Origin of the sequence: Saccharopolyspora oryzae (assembly GCF_027853915.1) — a bacterium.
In the GTDB taxonomy this organism is placed as follows: Bacteria; Actinomycetota; Actinomycetes; order Mycobacteriales; family Pseudonocardiaceae; genus Saccharopolyspora; species Saccharopolyspora oryzae.
The window spans coordinates 20175-41608 of the sequence record NZ_JAQGLA010000055.1 but is presented as its reverse complement, the minus strand read 5'-3'; the positions used below and the strand labels follow the sequence as shown (position 1 = coordinate 41608).

Genomic DNA, 21434 nt, shown 5'->3' with positions numbered 1-21434 from the left:
GTCTCAGCGTTCCTGGTCGTCGACGTTGATCGTCGTGGACACTAGTCGGTGAATTTTCGGCTGTGGGAGGATTCGCCGAAATCGGATATGGGAGCGGGTGTGGACGGGACTTCGTTGCAGGGATGCGGCAGCGCTGCGGACGGGCAGGTCCGCGCGATCATCGCGCCGGACGGGAGGCTGGCGGACTTGAGCTTCTCGTCCGAGCTGCTCTCGAGGGGGCCGTCGGAGGTTGCGGCCGCGGTGCAGCAGGCGGTGAATGCCGGGATTGATGATCTCGCTCGGCAGGTGCGTGGCGATTCGGGCGCGCTCGGCGCATTTGAGCAGCAGCTCGACCAGCTGACTGCGGGGTTCGAGCGAACGATCGAGAAGGTCACCCAGGATTTGGCAGAGGCGCAGAAGAAGCTGGGGACGTAGGTCCGAACTGGCGTCCGTGGGGGCGTTGGTTCGTTAAACTTCGCGCGCATTGCAGCAGCTGTTGAGAGGCCGAATTATGTCGCAGCCACCTTGGCCGGATGATCGGCAGGGGACTGGTGGAGCCATGCCACCTCATCGGCAGGCGCCTCTTCGGCAGTACCCCACGCCGTATCCGCGGCAGGGGCCGCCGCCGGGGCCGAATCCGCAGATGCCGGATCCGGTTCCTCCGTCCCCGCAGCAGGTTCCGAATCCGTCGTCGCAGCAACAGGTTCCGGCTCCTCCGCAGGCTCCGAAGCGGCCGGGGGCTGTGGTCGCTGCTGCTGCACTTGGGGGAATTGTTGCGCTGGTTGTGCTCGGGGTTGCTGTTTACACGTTGGTCGCCGGGCTTGCCGGGGCCAGTGGGGGCGGGGAGATCGCCGTCGTGCTGCTGACGCTCATCGTCGGTGCCGTTGGCGTCATGCACGTGCTCGGGGTTGTTCGGTTGCTGCACCGGCTCTTCCCCAACACCGGGACGATGGCGATGGCCGGGTGGATCACCGTCGCCGTCACCGGGTTCGGTGTGTTCCGCTCGTTCCTCGGACGCGGCGACAAGCCGGACCTCGTCACGATGTTGGTGTGGGTCGTCCTGGCCGCCGTGGTGATCGCGCTGATGGTGCTGATCACGCGTCCGTCCGTCACGCAGTGGGTGCAGGCGACCCACGCGCACTCCCGCCAGCTCGGCCACACCCCCGGGCAGCGCCGCTGATCAGCGGTTCTGCTTGGGGAAGACCAGGCGGTCCACCAGGAAGAACTTGATCACGAACATCACCGCGTAGGTGCCCAGGAAGGCTCCCCAGACGACCACCACCTGCGCGCTGCGGGCGTCCGGGAACAGGGAGCGGGCGAGGCCTTCGGCGTTGTGGGTGGCGAGGGCCGCCAGCAGGGCCGTGGTCACCGAGATGATCGCGTAGCGCAGGATTTCGCCGCGCAGGTTCGCCCGGTCGGTGCTGCCCCAGGTGCGTCGGTTGAGGGTGAAGTTCGGGATCGCGCCCGCCAGCCACGCCATGATCGTCGCCGCGACCGGTGCCGCGCCGAGGGAGTAGGCGAGCAGGAAGAAGACCTGGCTGATCGCGGTGGCCACCACCGATGCCGCGGCGAACCGGCTGATCAGCGGCCAGTACCGCTTGGCGCCCGTCGTCTCGGTGGCCTGCGGTGCCATCTCGCCTCCGTGGGATCCGCGTTCGGCCGACGATACCCAGCGGCGCTTCGTGCGGGTGCCGGAGGAGTGGAACCTCGTGACCGAGGCGAATTGCCTGGTTGCGCTGCGCTGATGTGGGCGCGGAGGATTGGGCCGCGTGGCGGCTGGAATATACCAACGAGCCGGTGCACACTTGATCGCGAAACGTTTGCGGTCGCGTTCAAAGGCCGCGGTACGGGGAGCGGTGCCCCGGGCGGGGAGTGCTGAACTCCTCACCCGGGGCACCTACCGTGTGTCGGGGGGCTTCCACACGGTCTACCGAACAGTAACTCGTTCGGTTGATCTCGGCGATACGGCACGTGGGTAAATCTTCGCTCAGAGTCAACATGCGTTCTCGTCGCTGAAGGTTGTGCTGAATTTGCGAAGGGGTGGCGGCTCCCGCGGAACCGCCACCCCCGTGCGCGATCAGCTGCGCACTGCCTCCGCGGTCTCCGCCACCTCGTCGGAGTCCAGTTCGCGGCGCTCCGCGAGGTGGACCCGGACGGTGTAGGCGACGGCGGCCACCCAGGCCACGACGATCACCGAGTAGATGATCGCGTGGGACGGTCCGGGCAGGTCGAAGTCCTTGATCAGGGTCCGCGCGTTGGTGAGCACGATCAGCCCGCCGGCCCCGACGCCGATCAGCCGCATCGGCACGATGCGCACCAGGTAGGCCGCCAGCGGCGCGGCGACGACGCCGCCCAGCAGCAGCGCGCCCACGGTCGTCCAGGACAGGTTCTGGTGCGACAGGGAGAACAGGAAGCCCAGGCTCGCCGAGGCGGCGATCAGGAACTCGCTGGTGTCCACCGAGCCGATGACCTTGCGCGGTTCGACCCGGCCGGTGCTCAGCAGCGTCGGGGTCGCGACCGGGCCCCAGCCGCCACCGCCGGTGGCGTCCACGAACCCGGCGACCAGTCCGAGCGGGGCGAGCAGCTTCGAGCTGACGCCGGTGAGCTGGCGGCGGCGCAGCGGGCGGAACGCGAACCGCGAGAGCACGTAGGCGCCGAGCACGAGCAGGACGATCGACATCCAGGGCTCGGCGGCCTCGGTGGAGAGGTTGCTGAGGACGGTGGCGCCGAGGAAGGCGCCGATCGCGCCCGGCACGCCGAGCGTGAGGACGACCCGCCAGTCCACGTTGCCGAACTTCCAGTGCGAGAGGCCGGAAGCCAGGGAAGTGCCCAGCTCGGCGAGGTGCACCGAGGCGGAGGCCAGGGCCGGGCTCATCCCGGCCGCGAGCAGGATCGTCGTCGAGGTGACGCCGTAAGCCATGCCCAGTGAGCCGTCGACCAGCTGCGCGACGAAACCGCCGAGCGCGAATATCAGGAACGCTTGCACGATGTTCTCCGAGGGTGCGAGGGGTGCCGAAACCGGCGCACGGGGAACGTGCGCTGCGATGCGAAGCCGGAAACGGGGGAGTGGACGGTGCGAGCGGGGCTACCGCGCTCGCCGACACCCTGCGGAGGTGACGCGGCGCAGGTCGACGTGGAGGCGCTGCACGAGCAGCCGCCACTGATCACCAGGCGTCATGCGCGTCAGTGAAGCAGATCCCGCGGTCGAGCGGCACCGCCTCTCAGAGTGCGGGAGGGCTGGGACGTCGGGCCTGTGTTCAAGGCCACTTCCGACGCCGGACGATCTTCCGGTGGGGGTGTTCGCTGGCCTCGTGACCGCAGTGTCCTCTGTGGACTGATGACGTGCCGGGGCCTTCCGGCGAGGTGGCGATCCTTGATCCCCGATCGGGATGCGGACCTGCGAAAACCGGCCTCTTCTCGATCGCCGTCGCGGCGCGCCGGGCGGGAATGTCCCGCCGCGGCCTTGGAAGATGACGGTCGTTACCTGATGGTCATCTTTGATGAACACCGAGAGTGATGGTCTACGCGGCTTCCGTTTCTTGATGTTCAGGTGAACGGACTATTGGTTGCGTCTGTTGATAACCCTCAGCTACGTTCACCGCTCGTACGTCACGGTTCGATCACGACGATGTCTCGCTCCCCGAGAGGCATCACCCGCAATCCCCCGAGCGGGAAGTGACCGGATCTCCCCGAGGCGGAAGGTGAAGATGGGCAAGCACAGCAAGGAGGGCGGCCATCCCCCGACGGCCGCCCTCCCGCTCCGGAACAAGGTCGTGGCCGCAGTGGTCGCCGGTGGCGCCTTCGCCGCCGTCGGGCAGCCGCTGGCCGCTGCCGACGACCAGCCGGGCGTCCCCGAACGCAGCGCGGCGGTGAACCCGCTGTCCGCGAGCAAGCAGCTGAGCCTCGCGGTCAGCGGAACGTCGACCAGCCCGGCTTCGGTCAAGCTGCTCGCCCCCGAGACCTCGACCGACTCGGTGGCGGAGTCCCGCCAGGTCGACAAGGCCGAGGCCATCGAGCAGCAGCACGAGGAGGCCGAGCGGGCCCGCCAGGAGGCCGAGCGCGCCGCTGCCGAGGCCAAGCGCGCTGAGGAAGAAGCGGCCCGCAAGGCCGCGAACGGCTTCGTCAAGCCAGCGGAGGGCACCTTCACCTCCGGCTTCGGCGCCCGCTGGGGCACCAGCCACAAGGGCGTCGACATCGCCAACAGCATCGGCACCCCGATCCGGTCGGTCGCCGCGGGCACCGTGATCGATGCCGGCCCGGCCAGCGGCTTCGGCCAGTGGATCCGGGTGAAGCACAAGGACGGCACGATCACCGTCTACGGCCACATCAACACCATCGACGTCAGCGTCGGTGACGAGGTCGGTGCCGGTGAGCAGATCGCCACGATGGGCAACCGCGGCCAGTCCACCGGCCCGCACCTGCACTTCGAGGTGATCGAGGGCGGCACCCAGATCAACCCGGTGCCGTGGTTGAACGAGCGCGGCATCGAGCTCTGACCGCCACCCCCTGAGCTGCCGCCCGGGACCCGACTCCCCCGACGGGTCCCGGGCGGTTCCCCATTTCCGGGCCCGGTTCCCGCGAGGACGCTCAATCCGCTGCTGTCTTGGCGGGTTTCTCCTCTTCGAGGCGCTGGCGGAGCCAGATGAGGGTCCTGGAGAGCAGGCGGGAGACGTGCATCTGGGAGATGCCGATCTGCTCGGCGATCTGGGTCTGGGTCATCCCGCGGAAGAAGCGCATCACCAGGATCCGGCGCTCCCGGTCCGGCAGGTCCTGCAGCAGCGGGCGCACCATCTCGCGGTTCTCCACCTCGGCGAGCTCGGCGTCGTCGGAGCCGATCGCATCGCCCAGCGGGATCTCGTCGGTGTCGGTGAGCAGCTCGTCCAGGGAAGCGCTGCGGTAGGCGTTGCCCGCCTCCAGCCCGCGGTACACGTCGTCGGTGCTGATGCCGAGGTGCTTGGCCAGCTCGCTCGGCGTCGGCGCGCGGCCCAGCTCCTGCGACAGGCGAGCGATCGCCGCCGACACCGACAGGTGCAGTTCCTGCAGGCGGCGCGGCATCCGCACCGCCCAGCCGGTGTCGCGGAAGTGCCGCCGGACCTCGCCCATGATCGTCGGCACCGCGTAGGACAGGAAGTCCACGCCGCGGGTCGGGTCGAAGCGGTCCACCGCGTTGATCAGCCCCAGGGTGGCCACCTGGGTCAGGTCCTCCTGAGATTCACCTCGATGGCTGAACCGGCGGGCGATGTGCTCGGCCACCGGCAGGTGCTCGGTGACCAGCTTGTCCCGGAGTGCGGAGTGGCGAGGATCTTGCTTGCTCAGCTTCGCGAGCTCGCCGAAGAGCGGCGCCAGCCGGTCGTAGCGCTCGTTGCGCGAATGCCCCGTCGGCTTGGAATCCGCTCGTTTCACACGTGGGCCGTCCGTCCCTTGGTCAATTCGATCCGCACCAGGTGGCTGCCGTTGGCGGCAGCGGGATCCGACTCGACCGAGGTTGACACAACGTCCGCAAGAGCGCTTAGCACGCGCCAGCTGAAAGTATCTTTGCGCGGGCCGAAGGCGTCGTCGCTGGGCACTTCGGCAGTGACCGACAGGGTTTCGCCCGCGGTGTGGAAACGGCACACCAAGGTGGATTCCGGTGCAGCCAGCCGGATCAGCGAGGAGCAGGCCTCGTCCACCGCCAACCGCAGGTCGGCGATCGAGTCGACGTCGTAGTCGGCGCGCATCGCGAGGTCGCCGACCACCGCGCGCATCACCGCCAGCTGGGCGGGTTCGGCCGAGATGCGGACCTCGACCACGTTCGCCGCGGATGTCATCGGCTCGCCCCTCGCGACCTCGCGTTCCACGCTCATCCCGGGCCACCTCGTCTCGGTCGGTGCGGCGCGACCAATCACTCGCAGTCACCTGCGTACCCGAGCCCCGCACCGAACAAACGGGCGCTCCCGGCTACAGGAGGCTGCTCCAGTAGTCCCAGAAGCGCAGCAGCACCAAGACCACGATCACCAGATACCACAGGACCAGCACGACGCTGTGGACCCCGCCCAGCGCCACGCCGACGGACTTGCCGCCGCCGAAGTTGCCCGCGGTGAGGTTGTGCAGCGTGGTGTACCAGAACAGCGGGATCGTCACGACCCACACGATCATGCAGTACGGGCAGAGCGCCCCGATCGAGTAGAGGCTCTGCACGATCAGCCAGTGGATGAAGGCCACCGCGAGCGTGGTGCCGAGCTGCATGCCCAGCCAGAACCAGCGCGGTGGGCGGTAGCCCGCCAGCACCGCGACCCCGGTCGTGACGACGACCGGGAACGCGGCGACCCCGATCAGCGGGTTCGGGAAGCCCAGCACCGCTGCCTGAGCGCTCTCCATCACCGAACCGCAGGAGATGATCGGGTTGATGCTGCAGGTCGGCACGTAGCCGGGGTTGGCCAGCTTCTCCAGCTTCTCGACGATCAGCGCGAACGAGCCGGCCAACCCGATGAGTCCGCCCACGACGTAGAGCCAGCCCAGGCCGCGGGGCTGCGGGGAGGTGCTGGGGGCACCGCTCTCGGTGCTTTCGACGGCGTGGGCGGCGCTCACTTGCCCAGCTCCGAGTCCAGCTTGCTGCGGAAGGCCTGGTTGAGCTGCTCGTAGCTCTGCACGTCGTTGCCGGGCTTGAACTGGCGGCCGTTGATGAAGATCGTCGGCGTGCTGTTGACGCCGGCCTTCTCGCCGTCCGCCACGTCGGCGTCGATCTTGGCCTTGACCTGCGGGGAGTTCACGTCGGCGCGGAACTTGTCCATGTCCAGGCCGATCTGCTGGGCGTACTGCTCGAACAGCCCGCGGGCCTTGGCCTCGTCGTTGCTGACCTGGCCGTCCGGAGTGGCCGCCCACGCCTCGTAGCTGTCGTAGATGGCGTGGTACATCTCCTTGAACTTGCCCTGCAGCGCGGCGGCCTCACCGGCCTGCGCGGCCGGTCGGGCCAGCGGGTGCATGTCCAGGGGGAAGTTGCGCGCGACGAAGGTGATCTTGCCCGCGTAGTCGGCCTCGACCTGCTTGGTCATCTTCGTGTAGTAGCTCCAGCAGGCCGGGCACTGGAAGTCGAAGAACTCGACCACGGTGACCTTGGCGTCGGGAGTGTCGACGAGCAGGTTGCTGTCCGGCTTGCGCAGCAGTTCGGCGGCCACCGGCGGGCCCGCGTTCTCATCGCTGCTGCCGCTGCCGCCGTCGCGGTTGAACCACAGCACGCCGCCGATCACCACCACGGCGACGACCAGCACGATGGCGGTGAGGATGACGTTGGTGGACGGTCCGCTTCCCTTCTTGGTCAGCGGATTCTTTTGCTTCGACATCGGGTGCTTTCACCTTCGGACAGGGCCAGGGGATTAAGTCCAGTTTCTCGCATTCACTCGTTCGTGAAGCATTGCGGGGTGGAACTCACAGGCCGTTCACAGCCAGTTCTCAGTTTCAGATCGGTTTGCGGTTCGCCGGAGCTCGGGTAGGCATGATTCGATGAGCGATCCGCTGCGCTTGGTCGACGACGCTGAGCAGGGCAGGCTCCGGCCCTGGGGCGGTGGCACCTGGCACGAGCCGGCGCTGGCCACGCTGACCCACCACCGGTTCTCCGACTCCGGCTGGATCTTCGAGCGCAAGCTCGACGGGGTCCGGGTGATCGCGGGTTGCGACGGCGGCCGCCCGCAGCTGTGGTCGCGCAACCGCAAGCGGGTCGACGCGGCCTACCCGGAGCTCGTCGACGCGCTGGCCGAGCAGGCCGCGGACCGGTTCGTGATCGACGGCGAGGTGGTCGCCTTCGAGGGCGACCGGACCAGCTTCGCCCGGCTGCAGAAGCGGATCCACCTCACCGACCCGAAGGCGGCCCGGCGCACCGGGGTGGCGATCTACTACTACGCGTTCGACCTGATCGCCTTCGGCGGCGTGGACCTGACCGGGCTGTCGCTGCGCACCCGGAAGCGGCTGTTGCGGGAGTGCTTCGAGTTCACCGATCCGCTGCGGTTCAGCGCGCACCGGGTCGGCACCGGCGAGGAGTTCTTCCGCGAGGCCTGCGAGCGCGGCTGGGAAGGGCTGATCGCCAAGCGCTCGGACCGCCCCTACCGCGGCGGCCGCAGCCGGGACTGGCTGAAGCTCAAGTGCGTCGCGGACCAGGAGTTCGTCATCGGCGGGTTCACCGAACCGAAGGGCTCCCGGTTCGGCTTCGGGGCCCTGCTGGTCGGCTACTACCGGGGCGGTCGGCTGCGCTACGCGGGCAAGGTCGGCACCGGCTACGACGAGCGAACGCTGCGGAGCCTCCGGACCGAGCTCGACGCCCGGTCCCGCGACACCTCACCGTTCGCCGACGAGGTCGCCGAACCAGCGGTGCACTGGGTGTCGCCGGACCTCGTCGCGCAGATCGGCTTCACCGAGTGGACCGACGACGGCAAGCTCCGCCATCCCCGGTTCTCCGGACTCCGCAACGACAAACGCCCCGAAGACGTGGTCCGCGAAGCCTGACCCGAACACCGAGATCCGCAAATTCCATTGAAATCGGAGGTTCGATTTCAATGGAATTTGCGTCGCACCGGGGGAGCCGGCGCTGGGGTTCCGCTGTCGAGGAGGCTCGAAAAGCCTTGTGTCAGCGCGAGATCTCGATCGCGGTGCCGTTGGCCGCCGGTTGTACCGGCATTTGAGTTTCCCCGGGATTGGGGCTCCACGTCGCGAGCAGGACGGTCGTGACGACCATCATCAACGTTCCGACAACCGACACGATCGTGCGGCTGTTGCTCTGCATGGCGTGGGCCCCCAACTTTCTTGCGCAGGGATGAGGTGGGTTTCGACGACACCTCGAACGGGTGTCTCACCCCGGATGTCGCCACTGGGGGCGACAACGTTAGCCACCAGAGTCATTGTTCCCGGTGTGATGCGGAACTCCCTGGTGAGAGGTGCTCTCCGAGCCTGACGACCACAGCCCCAGTTGCTGCAGGTGGTGGATCAGCAACTCTCCGGTGTGGGCCACGTGCTTGTGCATCGTGGCGCGCGCGTCGATCGGGTTGTGCTGCTGCAGAGCGATCAGCAGCGCCTCGTGGTCGGTGACCGCCATCTCGCGCCAGCCGGGCACCGACGCGGCGACGTGCTGAGGCGCGTAGCGCACCGCGATCCCCAGGAACCACGACAGCTTCGGTGATTCCGCGATCCGCCACAGCTCCGCGTGGAACCGGCTGACCAGACCGCCGACGTCGGCCAGCGCGAACCGCGCCGTCAGCCGTATCTCCTCCACCAGCTCGGCGAGTTCGGCGAGCTGCTCGGCCTCGATCCGCTGCGCGGCGCGGGCGGCCAGCTCCCCGGAGAGGCCGGCCTGCAGCTGGTGGGCGTCGGTGAAGTCGTGGCGGCTCAGCGGCGCCACCGTGAACCCGCGCCGCGGCTCCAGGTACACGAATCCCTCGCCGCGCAACGCGAGCAGCGCTTCGCGCACCGGCGTGACGCTGACGCCGAGGTTCTCGGCGAGCCGTTCCAGGTGCAGGTGATCGCCAGCCCGGAGCCGGCCGGTCATGATCCACTCGCGCAGCCGGCCGGCCAGCTCGTCCGGCAGCCGCGGGGACTGGGCGCGCATCGCCGCGTTGATCACCGCTCGGACGCCTCCCGCGCAGCGCCGGTCGGGGACGTCGCGGCGGACCGCGCGTCGGAGGTTGTGTCGCCTGTCACGGGCAACTTGATACCACCTGTCGGGAGTAGTTGGTTCTGGTCATGGACGTTCCTCACCTGCTGGACCTGCTCGACCTCGCCGAGCGGGGCGCCGACCGGTTCCTGGGCAGCACCCAGCCGCTGCCCGAGCACCGCACCTTCGGCGGTCTGCTGCTGGCCCAGTCGATCGCCGCCGCAGGTCGCACGGTGCCCGCGGACCGGCCGGTGCACTCGATGCACGCGCTGTTCGTGCGGGCTGCCGACCCGACCCGTCCGATCGAGTACGCGGTGGACCGGATCCGGGACGGCGGGGCGACCTCGTCGCGCCGGGTGGTCGCCGGTCAGGACGGGGTGGAGGTGTTCACCGCGCTGGTGTCCTTCCAGCGGGGCCGCGACGGATTGCGGCACCAGGCCGACTTCCCGCCCGCGACCGCGCCCGAGGAGCTGCTGCCGCTGCACGAGCGCTTCGCCGACTCCGACGTGCCGATCCCGGACTGGTGGCGCCTGCCGAGGGCGATCGAGCTGCGCCACGTCGACCGGACCCCGTACCCGCCGCCGGTCGAGCCCGGCGAAGCCTCCCGCCACCTGGTGTGGATGCGGGCTCCGGAGAAGCTGCCGGACGAGCCCCTGCTGCACGCCTGCGCACTGGCCTACGCCTCGGACATGACGTTGCTGGAGCCGGTGTTCCTGCTGCACGGCGTCGACCGGCACGCGACGGGGGTTCAGCTGGCCAGCCTGGATCACGCGATGTGGTTCCACGAGGACCTCCGAGCCGATGAGTGGCTGCTCTACGACCAGGACTGCCCGGTGGCGGCGGGCGGCCGGGTTCTTGGACGCGGCAACGTCTTCGACCGTTCCGGCCGGCACGTCGCAACAGTCGCCCAGGAGGGCCTCCTGCGCATCCAGCGCTGAGCCGGGGCCCGCAGTTTCAATTGAAACTGCGGGCCGGAGGGGCTGGGATCTGCAGTTTCAATTGAGCCTTTTCGTTCTGCCTGGCCTGCGACCGCGAGGCATGGCCCGCACCGCTACGCGGGACGAGGATGGAAGAACCTCGTTGAAACTGCGGGCCGGAGGGGCTGGTTCCGGGCGGTATCGTTCCAGGTGTGGTAGTTGATCCTGCCGAGAAGGCCGCCGATGTCACGCACGCGCTGGCCGGAGCGCGGCTCCAGGACTTGCCCAGGCTGACCGAGCGGCTGATGGGCGCCATCTTCACCGACAACCCCGAGTGGACCGACTACAGCCCGGTCCCGAAGGAAGATCTGTGGGAGGGCTGCCGCAAGTACCTGGAACGCATCCTGCACATCCTCAGCGGTGCGGTCGCCGGTCCGGACGGTGACGACGTGGCCGCCGCGATCGGCCGCCGCCGCGCCGAGCAGGGCGTGCCGCTGGAGGTGATGCTGCGGACCTTCCGGCTCGGCGGCCGGATCGTCTGGGAGTCGCTGGTCGACCAGGCCCACCAGGACGGTGCGGATCCGGACGCGATGCTGGGCGTGGCGACCTCGATATGGACGGTGATCGACGGCCTGTCCTCGACGCTGTCCACGTCCTACCGCAACACCGAGCTGGAGCGGGTGCGCCGCGACGACCAGCGCCGGCACGCCCTGGTGGAGGACCTGCTCGCCGGTCGCGCGCGCGACATCGCCTTCGCGCAGCGCACCGCCAAGGAGCTGGACCTGCCCACCGGCGGCGCCTACTTGGTGATCGTCGCGGAGATGATCGACGAGAGCGGGTTCGCGCTGCGCGGGCAGCAGGACGTGCTGAGCGCGCTGCACGTCCGATCGGTGTGGCAGGTGCGGGCCGACTCGCTGGTCGGCTTGGTCGCGCTCGAGCAGCGGCACAAGGAACTGGTGCTGGACGCGCTGCGCCCGATGGCGCGCGGCCGGGTCGCGGTGTCGCCGACGGTGCGGGGGCTGGCCGAGGTGGGCCTGGCCCACCAGCTCGCGCTGACCACGCTGGGGACGTCCTCCTACGGCACCTCGGAGCTGGTGACCCTGGAGGAGCGGTTCCCGGAGGCGCTGCTGGTGCAGTCGCCGGACCTGGCGCAGCGCCTGCTGGAGTCCCAGCTGGGCCCCGTGCTGGAGCTGCCGGTGCGGGAGCGGGACATGCTGCTGGAGACCCTGGCGGCGTGGCTTGAGGAGAACTGCTCGACGGCCAACGCGGCGGTCCGCCTGCACTGCCACCGCAACACGGTCCTGAACCGCCTGCACCGCATCACGTCGCTGATCGGCATGTCCCTGCACGGCCGAACGGCCTACGTTTCCCTGTCCCTCGCCCTCTCGGCCCTCCGCCTCCGCGACGGCCTGCGGGACTAGGGCAGGGGGCTGAGCACGTTGTTCTGCTCGCGCTGGTAGATCACGGAGCTGCGGAAGCTGACGATCTCGCGGCGCTTGCTCAACCGGTCGACGAGGAACGAGTGCAGCCGGTCGAGGTCCTGGACCGCGACGTGCAGGAGGAAGTCGTCGCCACCGGCGAGCACGAACACCGCCAGCACTTCGGGCATCTCGCCGACGGCGGCTTTGAAGGCGTCGATGACGTTCCGGCTGAGCGGGCGCACCTGGACGGAGATGAACGCCTGCACGCCGCGGTTGAGCGCTTTCAGGTCGATGTCGGCGTGGTAGCCGCGGATCACCCCGCGCCGGGTGAGGCTGCGGACCCGTTCGAGGCAGGTCGAGGGAGCTATCCCGAGCTTCCGGGCGAGTTCGCGGTTGGACTGCCGCGCATCCGTCTGGAGTTCCCCGATGATCGCCGAATCAAGTTCATCCACGGACGGCATCTTGCCATCCATTTCAGCCGAACGATCGGACTACGGCGTCAAAACCCGTGCAAATGGCTAATTTTGAGCAGGTAGCAACGATCGAACGTTCGGAGGAAGCAAGTGGCACTACCGACCAAACTGGTGCTCGTCGTCCGGTCGGATCTGGAGGCGAACGCAGCGGTGAACGCCGCCGTGGTCGTGGGGTTGAGCATGGGTGGGCGCTTGCCGCACCTGCTCGGCGAGGACGGCGCGGACGCATCCGGCGGAGTGCACGCCGGGCTGAACCCGAACCCGGTCCCGGTGCTGGTGGCCGATGCCGACCAGTTGCGCGATCTGCACGACCGGGCCCGGGAGCGGGAGGAGCTGACCGTCGTGGGGTTTAACGAGACCGCCCGCCGCGCCCGGGATTACGACGACTACCTGCGAGTGCTGTCCGGGACTCCGAGCGGTGACGTCGACCAGGTCGCGGTGGCGATCTTCGGTCCGCGGAACAGGGTGACGGGACTGACCAAACGACTGCCGCTGCTGGGAAGCGATCACCGGGGGGACGCCGCGTGACCACCGCCGCCGACCACTACGATCGCCTCCTCGCCGAGCACTACACCTGGATGCTCGGCGGCGACATCCACGCCGTCGCCTCGGCGCAACTGGAGCTCCTCCGCGAACTCGGTGTTCGCGGGGATTCCGACGACGCCATCGCGGTGGACCTGGGGTGCGGGTCCGGCGCTCAGGCCCTGGCGCTGGCCCGGCTCGGTTTCGCCCCGGTGATCGCGGTGGATACCAGCGCCGCTCTGCTCGACGAGCTCAGCGCGCGTGCGGCGGAGCTGGACTCGGGTCACGTCGTTCGGCCGGTGCACGACGACATCCGATCGGCCCTTCCCCAGGTCGTCGAACCCGGCGCGGCCGCAGCGATCGTGTGCATGGGCGACACCTTGCCGCACCTGCCCGCCGAGGCGGACGTGTCGGACCTGGTCGGCGACATCGCCCGCGCGCTCCGGCCCGGCGGTCAGTTCGTCGCCACCTACCGGGATCTGACGGGGGAGCTGGTCGGGCCTGATCGCTTCATCCCGGTCCGCAGCGCGCCGGACCGGATCCTCACCTGCTTCCTCGACTACGTCGACGACAGCACTGTGCTCGTCCACGACCTCCTGCACGTCCGCTCCGGGGACGGGTGGGAGCTGGCCGTGAGCAGCTACCCCAAGCTGCGGCTGCACCCGGAATGGCTGGCCGAGCAATGCCGGGCGGCGGGTTTGGACGTCCGCCGCGACGCCCCGGGTCCGCGCGGTCAACGTGTTCTGCACGTGGTGAAGCCGGCCTGAGGGCCGACTCGTGGCAGTGCTGCGGGGGGACGTTCTGAGGTGATGGGCTGCGGGACTAGGCGTCGGGTCGGGGGAGTTCCGCCGGTGGTAGCCACGGGTTGATCGGGATTGTGTCCGCGGCGTAGCCCTCCTCGTCGAAGAGACGTCCCATCAGCTTCACCTGGCGCAGGGCCACCGCCCGGTCGGCGAGCTGGAGTTCGGGGATCTTCTCGCCGAGCAGGGCTTCCAGCCGGGCCACGTCCGCGATCGAGCGCAGCCACACCGTGAACAGCAGGTTCTGCGGGCCGGTCACCGAGGCGCACAGGCGGATCTCGGGCAGGGCGCGCAGCCCTTGCACGACCTTGTCCAGCTGACCGGGAGCGACGCTGGCCCAGAGACTGGCGGACACCGGCCACTCGGTGAGCACGCGCGCGATCTCGCAGCGCAGGGAGATGTCGCCGTTGTGCACCATGCGCGTCACGCGGCGGCGCACGTTCGGCGTGCTCAAGCCGACCTGCTCCGACAACTCGACCGCCGAGGCACGGGCGTCGTGGGACAGCGCCGTGACCAGCCGCCGGTCGTGCTCGTCGAGATCGGCCCGGGTCGGCTGATCGGTGGTCGGCCGGGCCAGTTGCCGCTGCTGGGCGGGGGTGAGGCTGCGCAGTCGCCACCGGGAGCCTTCGGCGAACACCCGGGTGCCCAGCGCGGCCCGGGTGCGGACCACCCCGGGCAGCGGTGAGATGCGTCCGGACACCAGCTCCGACAGCGCGCCGAGGTTCCGGATCATCACGGTGATCAGCAGGTCCCGGCCGCCCGCCATGTGCTCGACTGTGATCACCTGCGGGTAGGTCGCCAGCGTTCGGGCCACCGACATCTGCTGTCCGGCCTGGACGTCGATCTCGATGAAGGCCATGCAGATCGAGTCCGCCAGTCTCGTCCCCGGGTAGCAGGTCGTCCACGCGCTGCCGTTGGTGTGCAGCCGTTCCCAGCGCCGGCCGACGGTCGCCGCGTCAACGCCGAGCACCCGGCCCACCTCCGCCCACGAGGTGCGGGGCGAGATCTGCAGCGCGTGCAGGATCGAGCGGTCCAGCTCGTCCAGGGCGAGTGAAGAGTCATGCATGAACAGCCGCTTTCAAGACGTTTCCATGCACTATCTCCCACATTCCTTCTCTTCACCAGCATCAGCGCGCACGCTGCTGCGCACCAAAGCACCTCGGAGGTGGATGTGGCGCAGGTGGACAACGCCCTGGTGGCGCGCCCGGTGGCGAAGAAGGGGCGTCGAGAACTGCTCGCCGGAACGGTCGGCGGAGTGGTCGAGTCGTTCGACTGGACGGTCTACGCGGTGCTGGCGCCGTACTTCGCCACGCAGATGTTCTCGGGCGAGGACGAGCTGACCAAGCTGCTGGCGGCTTACGCGGGGTTCGCGGTGAGCTTCGTGGTCCGTCCGCTGGGCAGCTACCTGCTGGGCCGGGTGGCCGACGCCCGCGGTCGCCGGTTCGCGCTGATCGTCAGCATGATCACGATCTGCCTGGGCAGCCTGCTGATCGCCGTGCTGCCGACGGCGGCGACGATCGGGGCGGCAGCACCGGTCCTGCTGGTGGTGCTGCGGGCGCTGCAGGGCGTCGCGATGGGCGGTGAAGCCCCCAGCGTCGCCGCCTACATCACCGAGACAGCGCCACCGAACCGCCGGTTCCTGTTCAGCGGCTTGTCCTACTGCGGCGTGGTCATCGGCAACGTCCTCTGCTTCGCGGTGGTCGGTGTGCTGCTGGTCGTGCTGGGCGAGCAGGGCGTCGTCGACGGCGGTTGGCGGATCGGTTTCGGCATCGCGGCCGTGCTCGGGGTGCTGGCGTTCTGGGTGCGCAGCGCGGCGGACGAGAGCGAGGAGTTCCGGACCAGCAGGCGCGAAGTGCGGCGGACGAAGCTGTCCGGGCACCTGCGGAACATGGTCGCGGTCTTCCTGATCACCACCGGCACGACGGTCGGCTTCTACTTCGGCACGACCTACATGCCGGAGTACGCGGCCCAGCTCGGCGCCACCCGCGCTGCGAGTTCGAACCTGAGCATGATCCCCAGCCTGCTCCTGCTGATCGCGGCGATGGCGGCGTTCGGCGTGCTGGCGGATCGCATCGGCGGCATGCGGGTGTTCCGGATCGGCATGGGGCTGCTGGCGCTGTGCACGGTGCCTTTGATGACGGCCCTCGCGCACGGCTGGCTCCCGGTGTGGGCGGTGACGACCCTCTACCTGGTGTTCGGAGTCGCGCCGACCATCGCGCTGGGCAACGTGCTGCTCTCGACCGGATTCCCGGTCGAGGTGCGAGTCGTGGGCATGGGAGTGCCGTTCACCCTCGGCGTGGCGTTGTTCGGCGGCACTTTCCCGATGCTCGCACAGGGTTTGGGCGCGGTCGGGCAGCTCTCCGCGGTGCCGTGGGTGGCTGCGGGTCTCGCCGTGGTGTCGCTGGTGGGCACCGCGGTGTTCAAGGTTGATGAGAACTGATCGAGGAACGGATGGTCATGACTTCGTTGTCGACGCTGTTGGACGATGCGCGGTCGTTGCACCCGGACCTGGTGCGGACTCGACGTGATCTGCACCGGATTCCGGAACTGGGACTGGAGCTGCCGCGCACCCAGGAACGCGTGCTGTCCGAATTGGACGGTCTCGGGCTGGAGGTGAGCACCGGCGCGGAGATCAGTTCGGTCACGGCGGTGCTGCGCGGCGGCGGATCCGGTCCGACGGTGCTGTTGCGCGGGGACATGGACGCCCTTCCGGTGGCGGAGCGGTCCGGTGTCGACTTCGCCGCGGAGAACGGTCGGATGCACGCCTGCGGGCACGACTTGCACACGACGATGCTGCTGGGCGCGGCGAAGTTGCTGGCACCGCGCCGGGATCAGCTCGCCGGTGACGTGGTGTTCATGTTCCAGCCGGGCGAAGAGGGTTATGACGGCGCGGGACGCATGCTGGACGAAGGCCTGCTGTCGGCAGCCGGCCGCAAGCCCGATGCGGCCTACGCCCTGCACGTGATGTCGGCGTGGATCCCGCGAGGGATGTTCACGACTCGCAGCGGTCCGATGCTGTCCGCGTCGAACCGGTTGCGGGTGACGGTGCGAGGGCGTGGCGGGCACGGTTCCGCGCCGTTCCGGGCGGTGGATCCGGTGCCGGTGGCGTGCGAGATGGTCACCGCGCTGCAAGCGTTCGTGACCCGCCGCTTCGATATCTTCGACCCGGTGGTGCTGACCGTCGGCATGATCCACGGCGGTACGCAGGAGAACGTCATCCCCGACGAGGTCACCTTCGCCGCCACCGTGCGCTGCTTCTCGCCGCAGGCCCTGGCCGTGGTCAAGGACGGCTCGATCCAGGTGTGCGAGGGCATCGCGGCAGCGCACGGGGCCGAACTGGACGCGGAGTTCATCGAGCTGTACCCGGTGACGGTCAACGACGGAGCTGAGACGTCGTTCGTCGCGGACACCCTGCGCGAGCTGCACGGCGAGCAGAGCTTCGCCACGGCCCCCAACCCGGTCGCCGGTTCCGAGGACTTCTCCCGGGTCCTCGAGGAAGTGCCGGGGGCGATGGTCGCCCTCGGTGCTTGCCCGGAGGATCTCGATGCGGAGACGGCGCCCAACAACCACTCGCCGCGGGCGGTCTTCGACGACGCGGTGCTCGGCGATGGAGCCGCCGCGTACGCAGCCCTGGCAGTGCAACGCCAGCAGCAGCGCTGACCGGTGGTCGTGAGCGGTGAAAGCGGATCGCCGCTCACGACCCAGCGGTGTGCGGTTCCGCTGGTTCCTTCGGCGGCAGCCACGGGTTGATCGGGACGGGGCCTTTTGCGCAGCCGCGGTCGTCGAGGAGTTGACCCATCAGCTTCACCATGCGCAGGTTCACCGCCCGGTCCACCAGGTGGAGCTGGGGGAGCCGGTCGGCCAGCAGGGTTTCCAGCCGGGGCAGGTCGGCCACCGACTTGAGCCACAGCGTGAACAGCAGGTTGTGCGGACCGGTGATCGATGAGCACATCCGCAGCTCGGGCAGCGCGCTCAAGCCCTGCGCGACCTTGTCGATGTCCCCGGGCGGGACGCTGGCCCAGAGGGTCGCCGCGATCGGCCACTCGGTGAGCCCGCGCGCGATCTCGCAGCGCAGCACGGCGTCACCGCGGTGCACCAGCCCTGCGATGCGGCGTCGGACGTTCGGCGCGCTCAACCCGACCTCCTGCGCCAGCTCGACGGCGGGGGCCCGGGCGTCCCGGGACAGCGCGGTGATCAGCCGGTGGTCGTGCTCGTCGAGCTCGCCGCGCGGCGGGTCGGCCGCCGGGCGGGCCAGCTGCCGCTGCTGCGCCGGGGTGAGGCTGCGCAGCCGCCACCGGGAGCCCTCGGAGAACACCCGGGTGCCCAGCGCGGCGCGGGTGCGGGCGACCCCGGGCAGCGCGGCGATGCGCTCGGTGACCAGCTCGGACAGCGCGCCGAGGTCCTGCACCAGTGCCATCGCCAGCAGGTCCCGGCCGCCGGCCAGCTGCTCGACGGTCACCACCTGCGGGTAGCTCGCCAGCGCTCGCGCCACGTCCATCGCGCGTCCCGGCTGCGCGTCGATCTCGACGTAGGCGTTGAAGCTGGTCTCGATCAGGCGGACGCCCGGGTAGCAGGTCGTCCAGGCCCGGCCGGTGCTGCGCAGCCGTTCCCAGCGCCGCGCCACGGTGACCGCATCCACCCCGAGCACCTTGCCGACCTCGGTCCACGACGCGCGCGGCGAGATCTGCAGCGCGTGCAGGACCGAGCGGTCCAGCTCGTCCAGCGTGTTTTCCTGCATGTGCATCCAGCTCTCGTGCTTTTTCCTGCATTGTTGCGCAGGTTCCTTTCGGTGCACGACATCGGCTCGCAGTCTGCTGCGCACGAACACACCTCGGAGGTGAGTGTTGGTGCAGGTCGATGGAGCCCTGGCAGCGCGGCCAGGGAGAGCGGCGGTCTCGATGAAGGGACGTCGCGAGCTGATAGCGGGTGCAGTGGGTGGCATCGTCGAGTCGTTCGACTGGACGATCTACGCGATCCTGGCGCCGTTCTTCGCATCGCAGATGTTCGCCGGCGAGGACGGGCTGACCAAGCTGCTCTCGGCGTACGCGGGTTTCGCGGTGGGCTTCGTGGTCCGGCCGCTGGGCAGTTACCTGCTCGGCCGCATCGCCGACGCGCGCGGCCGGCGGTTCGCGCTGGTCATCAGCATGGCCACGATCTGCCTCGGCAGCCTGCTGATCGCGGTGCTGCCGACCGCGGCGACCATCGGGGTCGCGGCCCCGGTCCTGCTGGTGCTGCTGCGCGCGCTCCAGGGCATCGCGATGGGTGGCGAGAACCCCAGCGTCGCGGCCTACATCACCGAAACCGCGCCGGAGAACCGCCGGTTCCTCTACAGCAGCCTGTCCTACACCGGCGCGTTCATCGGCAACATCGTGTGCTTCGTCGTGGTCGGTGCGCTGATGGCGGTGATGGGTGAGCAGGGTGTCACCGACGGCGGCTGGCGGATCGGTTTCGTCGTCGCGGCCGTGTTCGGGGTCCTCGCGTTCTGGGTGCGCAGCTCGGCGGCCGAGAGCGAGGAGTTCGAGAGCGAGAAGCAGGTCGAGGAACCGCGGCCGAAGGTGCGCGAGCACCTGCGGAACATGCTCGCGGTGTTCCTGATGACCACCGGTACGACGGTCGGCGTCTACTACGGCACGGTGTACCTGCCGGAGTACGCCGCGCAGGTCGGGGTCGAGCACTCCGTGGCGACGAACCTGGAGATGGTCCCGGCCCTGCTCGCGCTGATCGCCGCGATGGCGGTGTCCGGCCTGCTCGCGGACCGGTTCGGCGGTATGCGGGTGTTCCGGGTCGGCGCGCTGGCGCTGGCGGTGGGCACGGTGCCGCTGATGACCGCGCTCGCCCAGGGCTGGCTGCCGATGTGGGCGGTGGCGACCTGCTACCTGGTCCTCGGCGTCGCGCCGACCACCGCCGTGGCGAACGTGATGTACAGCGAGGTCTTCCCGGTCGCGGTGCGGGTCGTGGCGATGGGCGTGCCGTTCACGCTCGCGATCGCGCTGTTCGGCGGCACCTTCCCGCTCCTCGCGGAAGGCCTTGCGGCGCTGGGAAGTCTGACCGCCGTGCCGTGGGTCGCGGCCGGTACCGCGGTCATCACCTTGCTGGGCACGTGGGTGTTCAAGCGCGGCTGAGCCGCTGCGCAATTCCCACCAGGATTCGGAGAAGAACTCGACGATGATCGCTTTGCTGACGCTGCTGGACGACGCTCGTGCGCTGCACCCGGACCTGGTGCGGATCCGCCGCGATCTGCACCGGAATCCGGAGCTGGGGCTGGAACTCCCGCGCACCCAGGAACGGGTCGTGTCCGAATTGGACGGTCTCGGGCTGGAGGTGGGCACCGGCGCGGAGATCAGCTCGGTGACGGCGGTGCTCCGCGGTTCCCGCCCGGGCCCGACCGTGCTGCTGCGCGGGGACATGGACGCGTTGCCGGTGGCGGAGGAGACCGGGCTCGACTTCGCGGCAGGCAACGGGCGGATGCACGCCTGCGGGCACGACCTGCACGCGACGATGCTGCTGGGCGCGGCGAAACTGCTCGCGCCGCGGCGGGATCAGCTCGACGGGGACGTGGTGTTCATGTTCCAGCCGGGAGAGGAGGGCTACGACGGCGCGGGTCGCATGCTCGACGAAGGTCTGCTGTCGGTCTCGGGGCGCAAACCCGACGCGGCCTACGCCCTGCACGTGATCTCCGGGCTGGAGCGAGGTCTGTTCACCACGAAGGGCGGCCCGATGCTCTCGGCCGCGAACCGGCTGGAGGTGACCGTCCGCGGGCGCGGCGGGCACGGTTCCGCGCCGTTCCGCGCGCTGGACCCGGTGCCGGTGGCGTGCGAAATGGTGTTGGCCCTGCAGACTTTCGTCACCCGGCGCTTCGACGTCTTCGACCCGGTGGTGCTGACCGTCGGCACCATCCACGCCGGGACCCGGGACAACGTGATCCCCGACGAGGTCACCTTCGCCGCAACCGTCCGCTGCTTCTCCCGCCGAGCGCAGGCGGTCGTCGCGGACGGCGCGGTGCAGGTGTGCCGGGGCATCGCGGCGGCGCACGGGGCCGAGGTGCGGGCGGAGTTCGTCGAGCAGTACCCGGTGACGGTCAACGACGAGTCGGAGGCGGAGTTCGTCGCCGATGCCGTGCGCGAACTGCACGGCGAGCACCGCTTCGCCACCGCCCCGAAGCCGATCAGCGCCTCGGAGGACTTCTCCCGGGTGCTCGAGGAGGTCCCCGGCGCGATGATCTCCCTCGGCGCCTGCCCGCCGGACCGGGACCCGGCCCGGGCCCCGGACAACCACTCGCCGCAAGCGGTCTTCGACGACGAGGTCCTGGCCGACGGAGCAGCGGCTTACGCGGCCCTCGCGGTGCAGCGCCAGGAGCAGCCGGCCTGAGCGCTGACCCGGACGTCCTCCTCGCGGCGGTGCTGCGGGGAGGGCGTTTTGCTGTGCGGCGGAGACAACCGGGCGAATACGACTTTTCGGTACATCGGGAGCCGGGTCTGCGCGGGGTCGACCCGGCTCCTGGGGTTTCACGCCTGAGGCTCGGTGGGGCGCGTGATGGCGATCTCAGCCACGGACGGTAGTGTCCGCGTTACATGTTGTGTGCGTCACGCTGGGGAATGTGCGGTGTGCACAGTGGCGCCAGAAGAAGTCTGGGCGAGCGGGCATAGCGGAGAAGTGGTCGTCCTCACGACACTCTGAGTAAGAATTGCCCGCTCGATCCGGGCTTT

The 21434-nt window shown here is 69.4% G+C and carries 23 protein-coding genes; 12 read left to right on the top strand and 11 right to left on the bottom strand.

Features of this window, described 5'->3' with window-relative positions; all coding sequences use genetic code 11:
• Positions 1 to 99: 99 nt before the first annotated feature.
• Positions 100 to 414 carry a hypothetical protein gene (locus OU415_RS26040; protein ID WP_270951855.1) on the top strand — a complete coding sequence of 105 codons (315 nt, stop codon included), beginning with the start codon at positions 100 to 102 and terminating at the stop codon, positions 412 to 414.
• A 373-nt stretch (positions 415 to 787) separates the two neighbouring features.
• Positions 788 to 1159, top strand: coding sequence for a hypothetical protein (locus OU415_RS26035; RefSeq protein WP_270951854.1), 372 nt, complete (start codon positions 788 to 790; stop codon positions 1157 to 1159).
• Here OU415_RS26035 and OU415_RS26030 read toward each other — a convergent pair whose 3' ends face one another.
• Positions 1160 to 1612, bottom strand: coding sequence for a GtrA family protein (locus tag OU415_RS26030; protein ID WP_270951853.1), 453 nt, complete (start codon positions 1610 to 1612; stop codon positions 1160 to 1162). It lies immediately after the preceding gene.
• Between the two features lie 444 nt (positions 1613 to 2056).
• On the bottom strand, positions 2057 to 2965 hold the full coding sequence (locus OU415_RS26025) for a sulfite exporter TauE/SafE family protein (protein ID WP_270951852.1): 909 nt from the start codon (positions 2963 to 2965) through the stop codon (positions 2057 to 2059).
• A gap of 721 nt (positions 2966 to 3686) precedes the next feature.
• On the opposite strand from OU415_RS26025, the gene OU415_RS26020 reads away from it, so the two are divergent.
• Positions 3687 to 4475, top strand: a complete 789-nt coding sequence (locus OU415_RS26020) for a M23 family metallopeptidase (protein ID WP_270951851.1) — start codon at positions 3687 to 3689, stop codon at positions 4473 to 4475.
• A gap of 91 nt (positions 4476 to 4566) precedes the next feature.
• Here the strand turns inward: OU415_RS26020 and OU415_RS26015 are convergent, their stop codons facing one another.
• The 4 genes from OU415_RS26015 to OU415_RS26000 all read right to left on the bottom strand — a co-directional run bounded on the left by OU415_RS26015 (position 4567) and on the right by OU415_RS26000 (position 7298).
• Positions 4567 to 5382, bottom strand: coding sequence for an RNA polymerase sigma factor SigF (locus OU415_RS26015; RefSeq protein ID WP_270951850.1), 816 nt, complete (start codon positions 5380 to 5382; stop codon positions 4567 to 4569).
• A complete protein-coding gene (locus tag OU415_RS26010; RefSeq protein ID WP_270951849.1) occupies positions 5379 to 5822 on the bottom strand; it encodes an ATP-binding protein in 444 nt (147 codons plus the stop codon). Before OU415_RS26010 ends, OU415_RS26015 begins: the two co-directional genes overlap by 4 nt.
• A 94-nt stretch (positions 5823 to 5916) precedes the next feature.
• A complete protein-coding gene (locus tag OU415_RS26005; protein ID WP_333778728.1) occupies positions 5917 to 6546 on the bottom strand; it encodes a vitamin K epoxide reductase family protein in 630 nt (209 codons plus the stop codon).
• The gene (locus OU415_RS26000) at positions 6543 to 7298 is read right to left on the bottom strand and encodes a DsbA family protein (RefSeq protein ID WP_270951848.1); all 756 of its coding nucleotides are present in this window, start codon (positions 7296 to 7298) and stop codon (positions 6543 to 6545) included. The genes OU415_RS26005 and OU415_RS26000 overlap by 4 nt, the downstream gene beginning before the upstream one ends.
• Before the next feature lie 160 nt (positions 7299 to 7458).
• On the opposite strand from OU415_RS26000, the gene ligD reads away from it, so the two are divergent.
• Complete coding sequence (gene ligD, locus OU415_RS25995; RefSeq protein ID WP_270951847.1) at positions 7459 to 8454, top strand: non-homologous end-joining DNA ligase; 996 nt, start codon at positions 7459 to 7461, stop codon at positions 8452 to 8454.
• Between the two features lie 121 nt (positions 8455 to 8575).
• On the opposite strand, the gene OU415_RS25990 is transcribed toward ligD, so the two are convergent.
• Together OU415_RS25990 and OU415_RS25985 are read right to left on the bottom strand one after the other, a co-directional pair.
• Positions 8576 to 8731: a hypothetical protein gene (locus OU415_RS25990; RefSeq protein ID WP_270951846.1), complete on the bottom strand. Its 156-nt coding sequence runs from the start codon at positions 8729 to 8731 to the stop codon at positions 8576 to 8578.
• A 99-nt stretch (positions 8732 to 8830) separates the two neighbouring features.
• Positions 8831 to 9565, bottom strand: a complete 735-nt coding sequence (locus tag OU415_RS25985) for a GntR family transcriptional regulator (protein WP_270951844.1) — start codon at positions 9563 to 9565, stop codon at positions 8831 to 8833.
• A 119-nt stretch (positions 9566 to 9684) separates the two neighbouring features.
• Between OU415_RS25985 and OU415_RS25980 the strand changes: the two genes are divergently transcribed.
• Both OU415_RS25980 and OU415_RS25975 read left to right on the top strand, forming a co-directional pair.
• Positions 9685 to 10533 carry an acyl-CoA thioesterase gene (locus OU415_RS25980; protein WP_270951843.1) on the top strand — a complete coding sequence of 283 codons (849 nt, stop codon included), beginning with the start codon at positions 9685 to 9687 and terminating at the stop codon, positions 10531 to 10533.
• 191 nt (positions 10534 to 10724) lie between these two features.
• On the top strand, positions 10725 to 11933 hold the full coding sequence (locus OU415_RS25975) for a PucR family transcriptional regulator (protein WP_270951842.1): 1209 nt from the start codon (positions 10725 to 10727) through the stop codon (positions 11931 to 11933).
• Here the strand turns inward: OU415_RS25975 and OU415_RS25970 are convergent.
• Complete coding sequence (locus OU415_RS25970) at positions 11930 to 12385, bottom strand: Lrp/AsnC family transcriptional regulator (RefSeq protein ID WP_270951841.1); 456 nt, start codon at positions 12383 to 12385, stop codon at positions 11930 to 11932. The genes OU415_RS25975 and OU415_RS25970 overlap by 4 nt on opposite strands.
• A gap of 111 nt (positions 12386 to 12496) precedes the next feature.
• Between OU415_RS25970 and OU415_RS25965 the strand changes: the two genes are divergently transcribed.
• Positions 12497 to 12934, top strand: coding sequence for a DUF2000 domain-containing protein (locus OU415_RS25965; protein ID WP_270951840.1), 438 nt, complete (start codon positions 12497 to 12499; stop codon positions 12932 to 12934).
• Positions 12931 to 13695, top strand: coding sequence for a class I SAM-dependent methyltransferase (locus OU415_RS25960; RefSeq protein WP_270951839.1), 765 nt, complete (start codon positions 12931 to 12933; stop codon positions 13693 to 13695). Before OU415_RS25965 ends, OU415_RS25960 begins: the two co-directional genes overlap by 4 nt.
• 55 nt (positions 13696 to 13750) lie before the next feature.
• On the opposite strand, the gene OU415_RS25955 is transcribed toward OU415_RS25960, so the two are convergent.
• Positions 13751 to 14794, bottom strand: coding sequence for an Lrp/AsnC family transcriptional regulator (locus tag OU415_RS25955; RefSeq protein WP_270951838.1), 1044 nt, complete (start codon positions 14792 to 14794; stop codon positions 13751 to 13753).
• Positions 14795 to 14899: 105 nt separating this feature from the next.
• On the opposite strand from OU415_RS25955, the gene OU415_RS25950 reads away from it, so the two are divergent.
• Complete coding sequence (locus OU415_RS25950; protein ID WP_270951837.1) at positions 14900 to 16168, top strand: MFS transporter; 1269 nt, start codon at positions 14900 to 14902, stop codon at positions 16166 to 16168.
• A gap of 17 nt (positions 16169 to 16185) precedes the next feature.
• Positions 16186 to 17388: a M20 metallopeptidase family protein gene (locus OU415_RS25945; protein ID WP_270951836.1), complete on the top strand. Its 1203-nt coding sequence runs from the start codon at positions 16186 to 16188 to the stop codon at positions 17386 to 17388.
• A gap of 34 nt (positions 17389 to 17422) precedes the next feature.
• Here OU415_RS25945 and OU415_RS25940 read toward each other — a convergent pair whose 3' ends face one another.
• Entirely contained in the window at positions 17423 to 18472 is a 1050-nt protein-coding gene (locus OU415_RS25940) for an Lrp/AsnC family transcriptional regulator (protein ID WP_270951835.1), read from the bottom strand.
• 103 nt (positions 18473 to 18575) lie between these two features.
• On the opposite strand from OU415_RS25940, the gene OU415_RS25935 reads away from it, so the two are divergent.
• Complete coding sequence (locus tag OU415_RS25935) at positions 18576 to 19850, top strand: MFS transporter (RefSeq protein WP_270951833.1); 1275 nt, start codon at positions 18576 to 18578, stop codon at positions 19848 to 19850.
• A gap of 43 nt (positions 19851 to 19893) precedes the next feature.
• Complete coding sequence (locus OU415_RS25930; RefSeq protein ID WP_270951832.1) at positions 19894 to 21096, top strand: M20 metallopeptidase family protein; 1203 nt, start codon at positions 19894 to 19896, stop codon at positions 21094 to 21096.
• Positions 21097 to 21434: the final 338 nt, after the last annotated feature.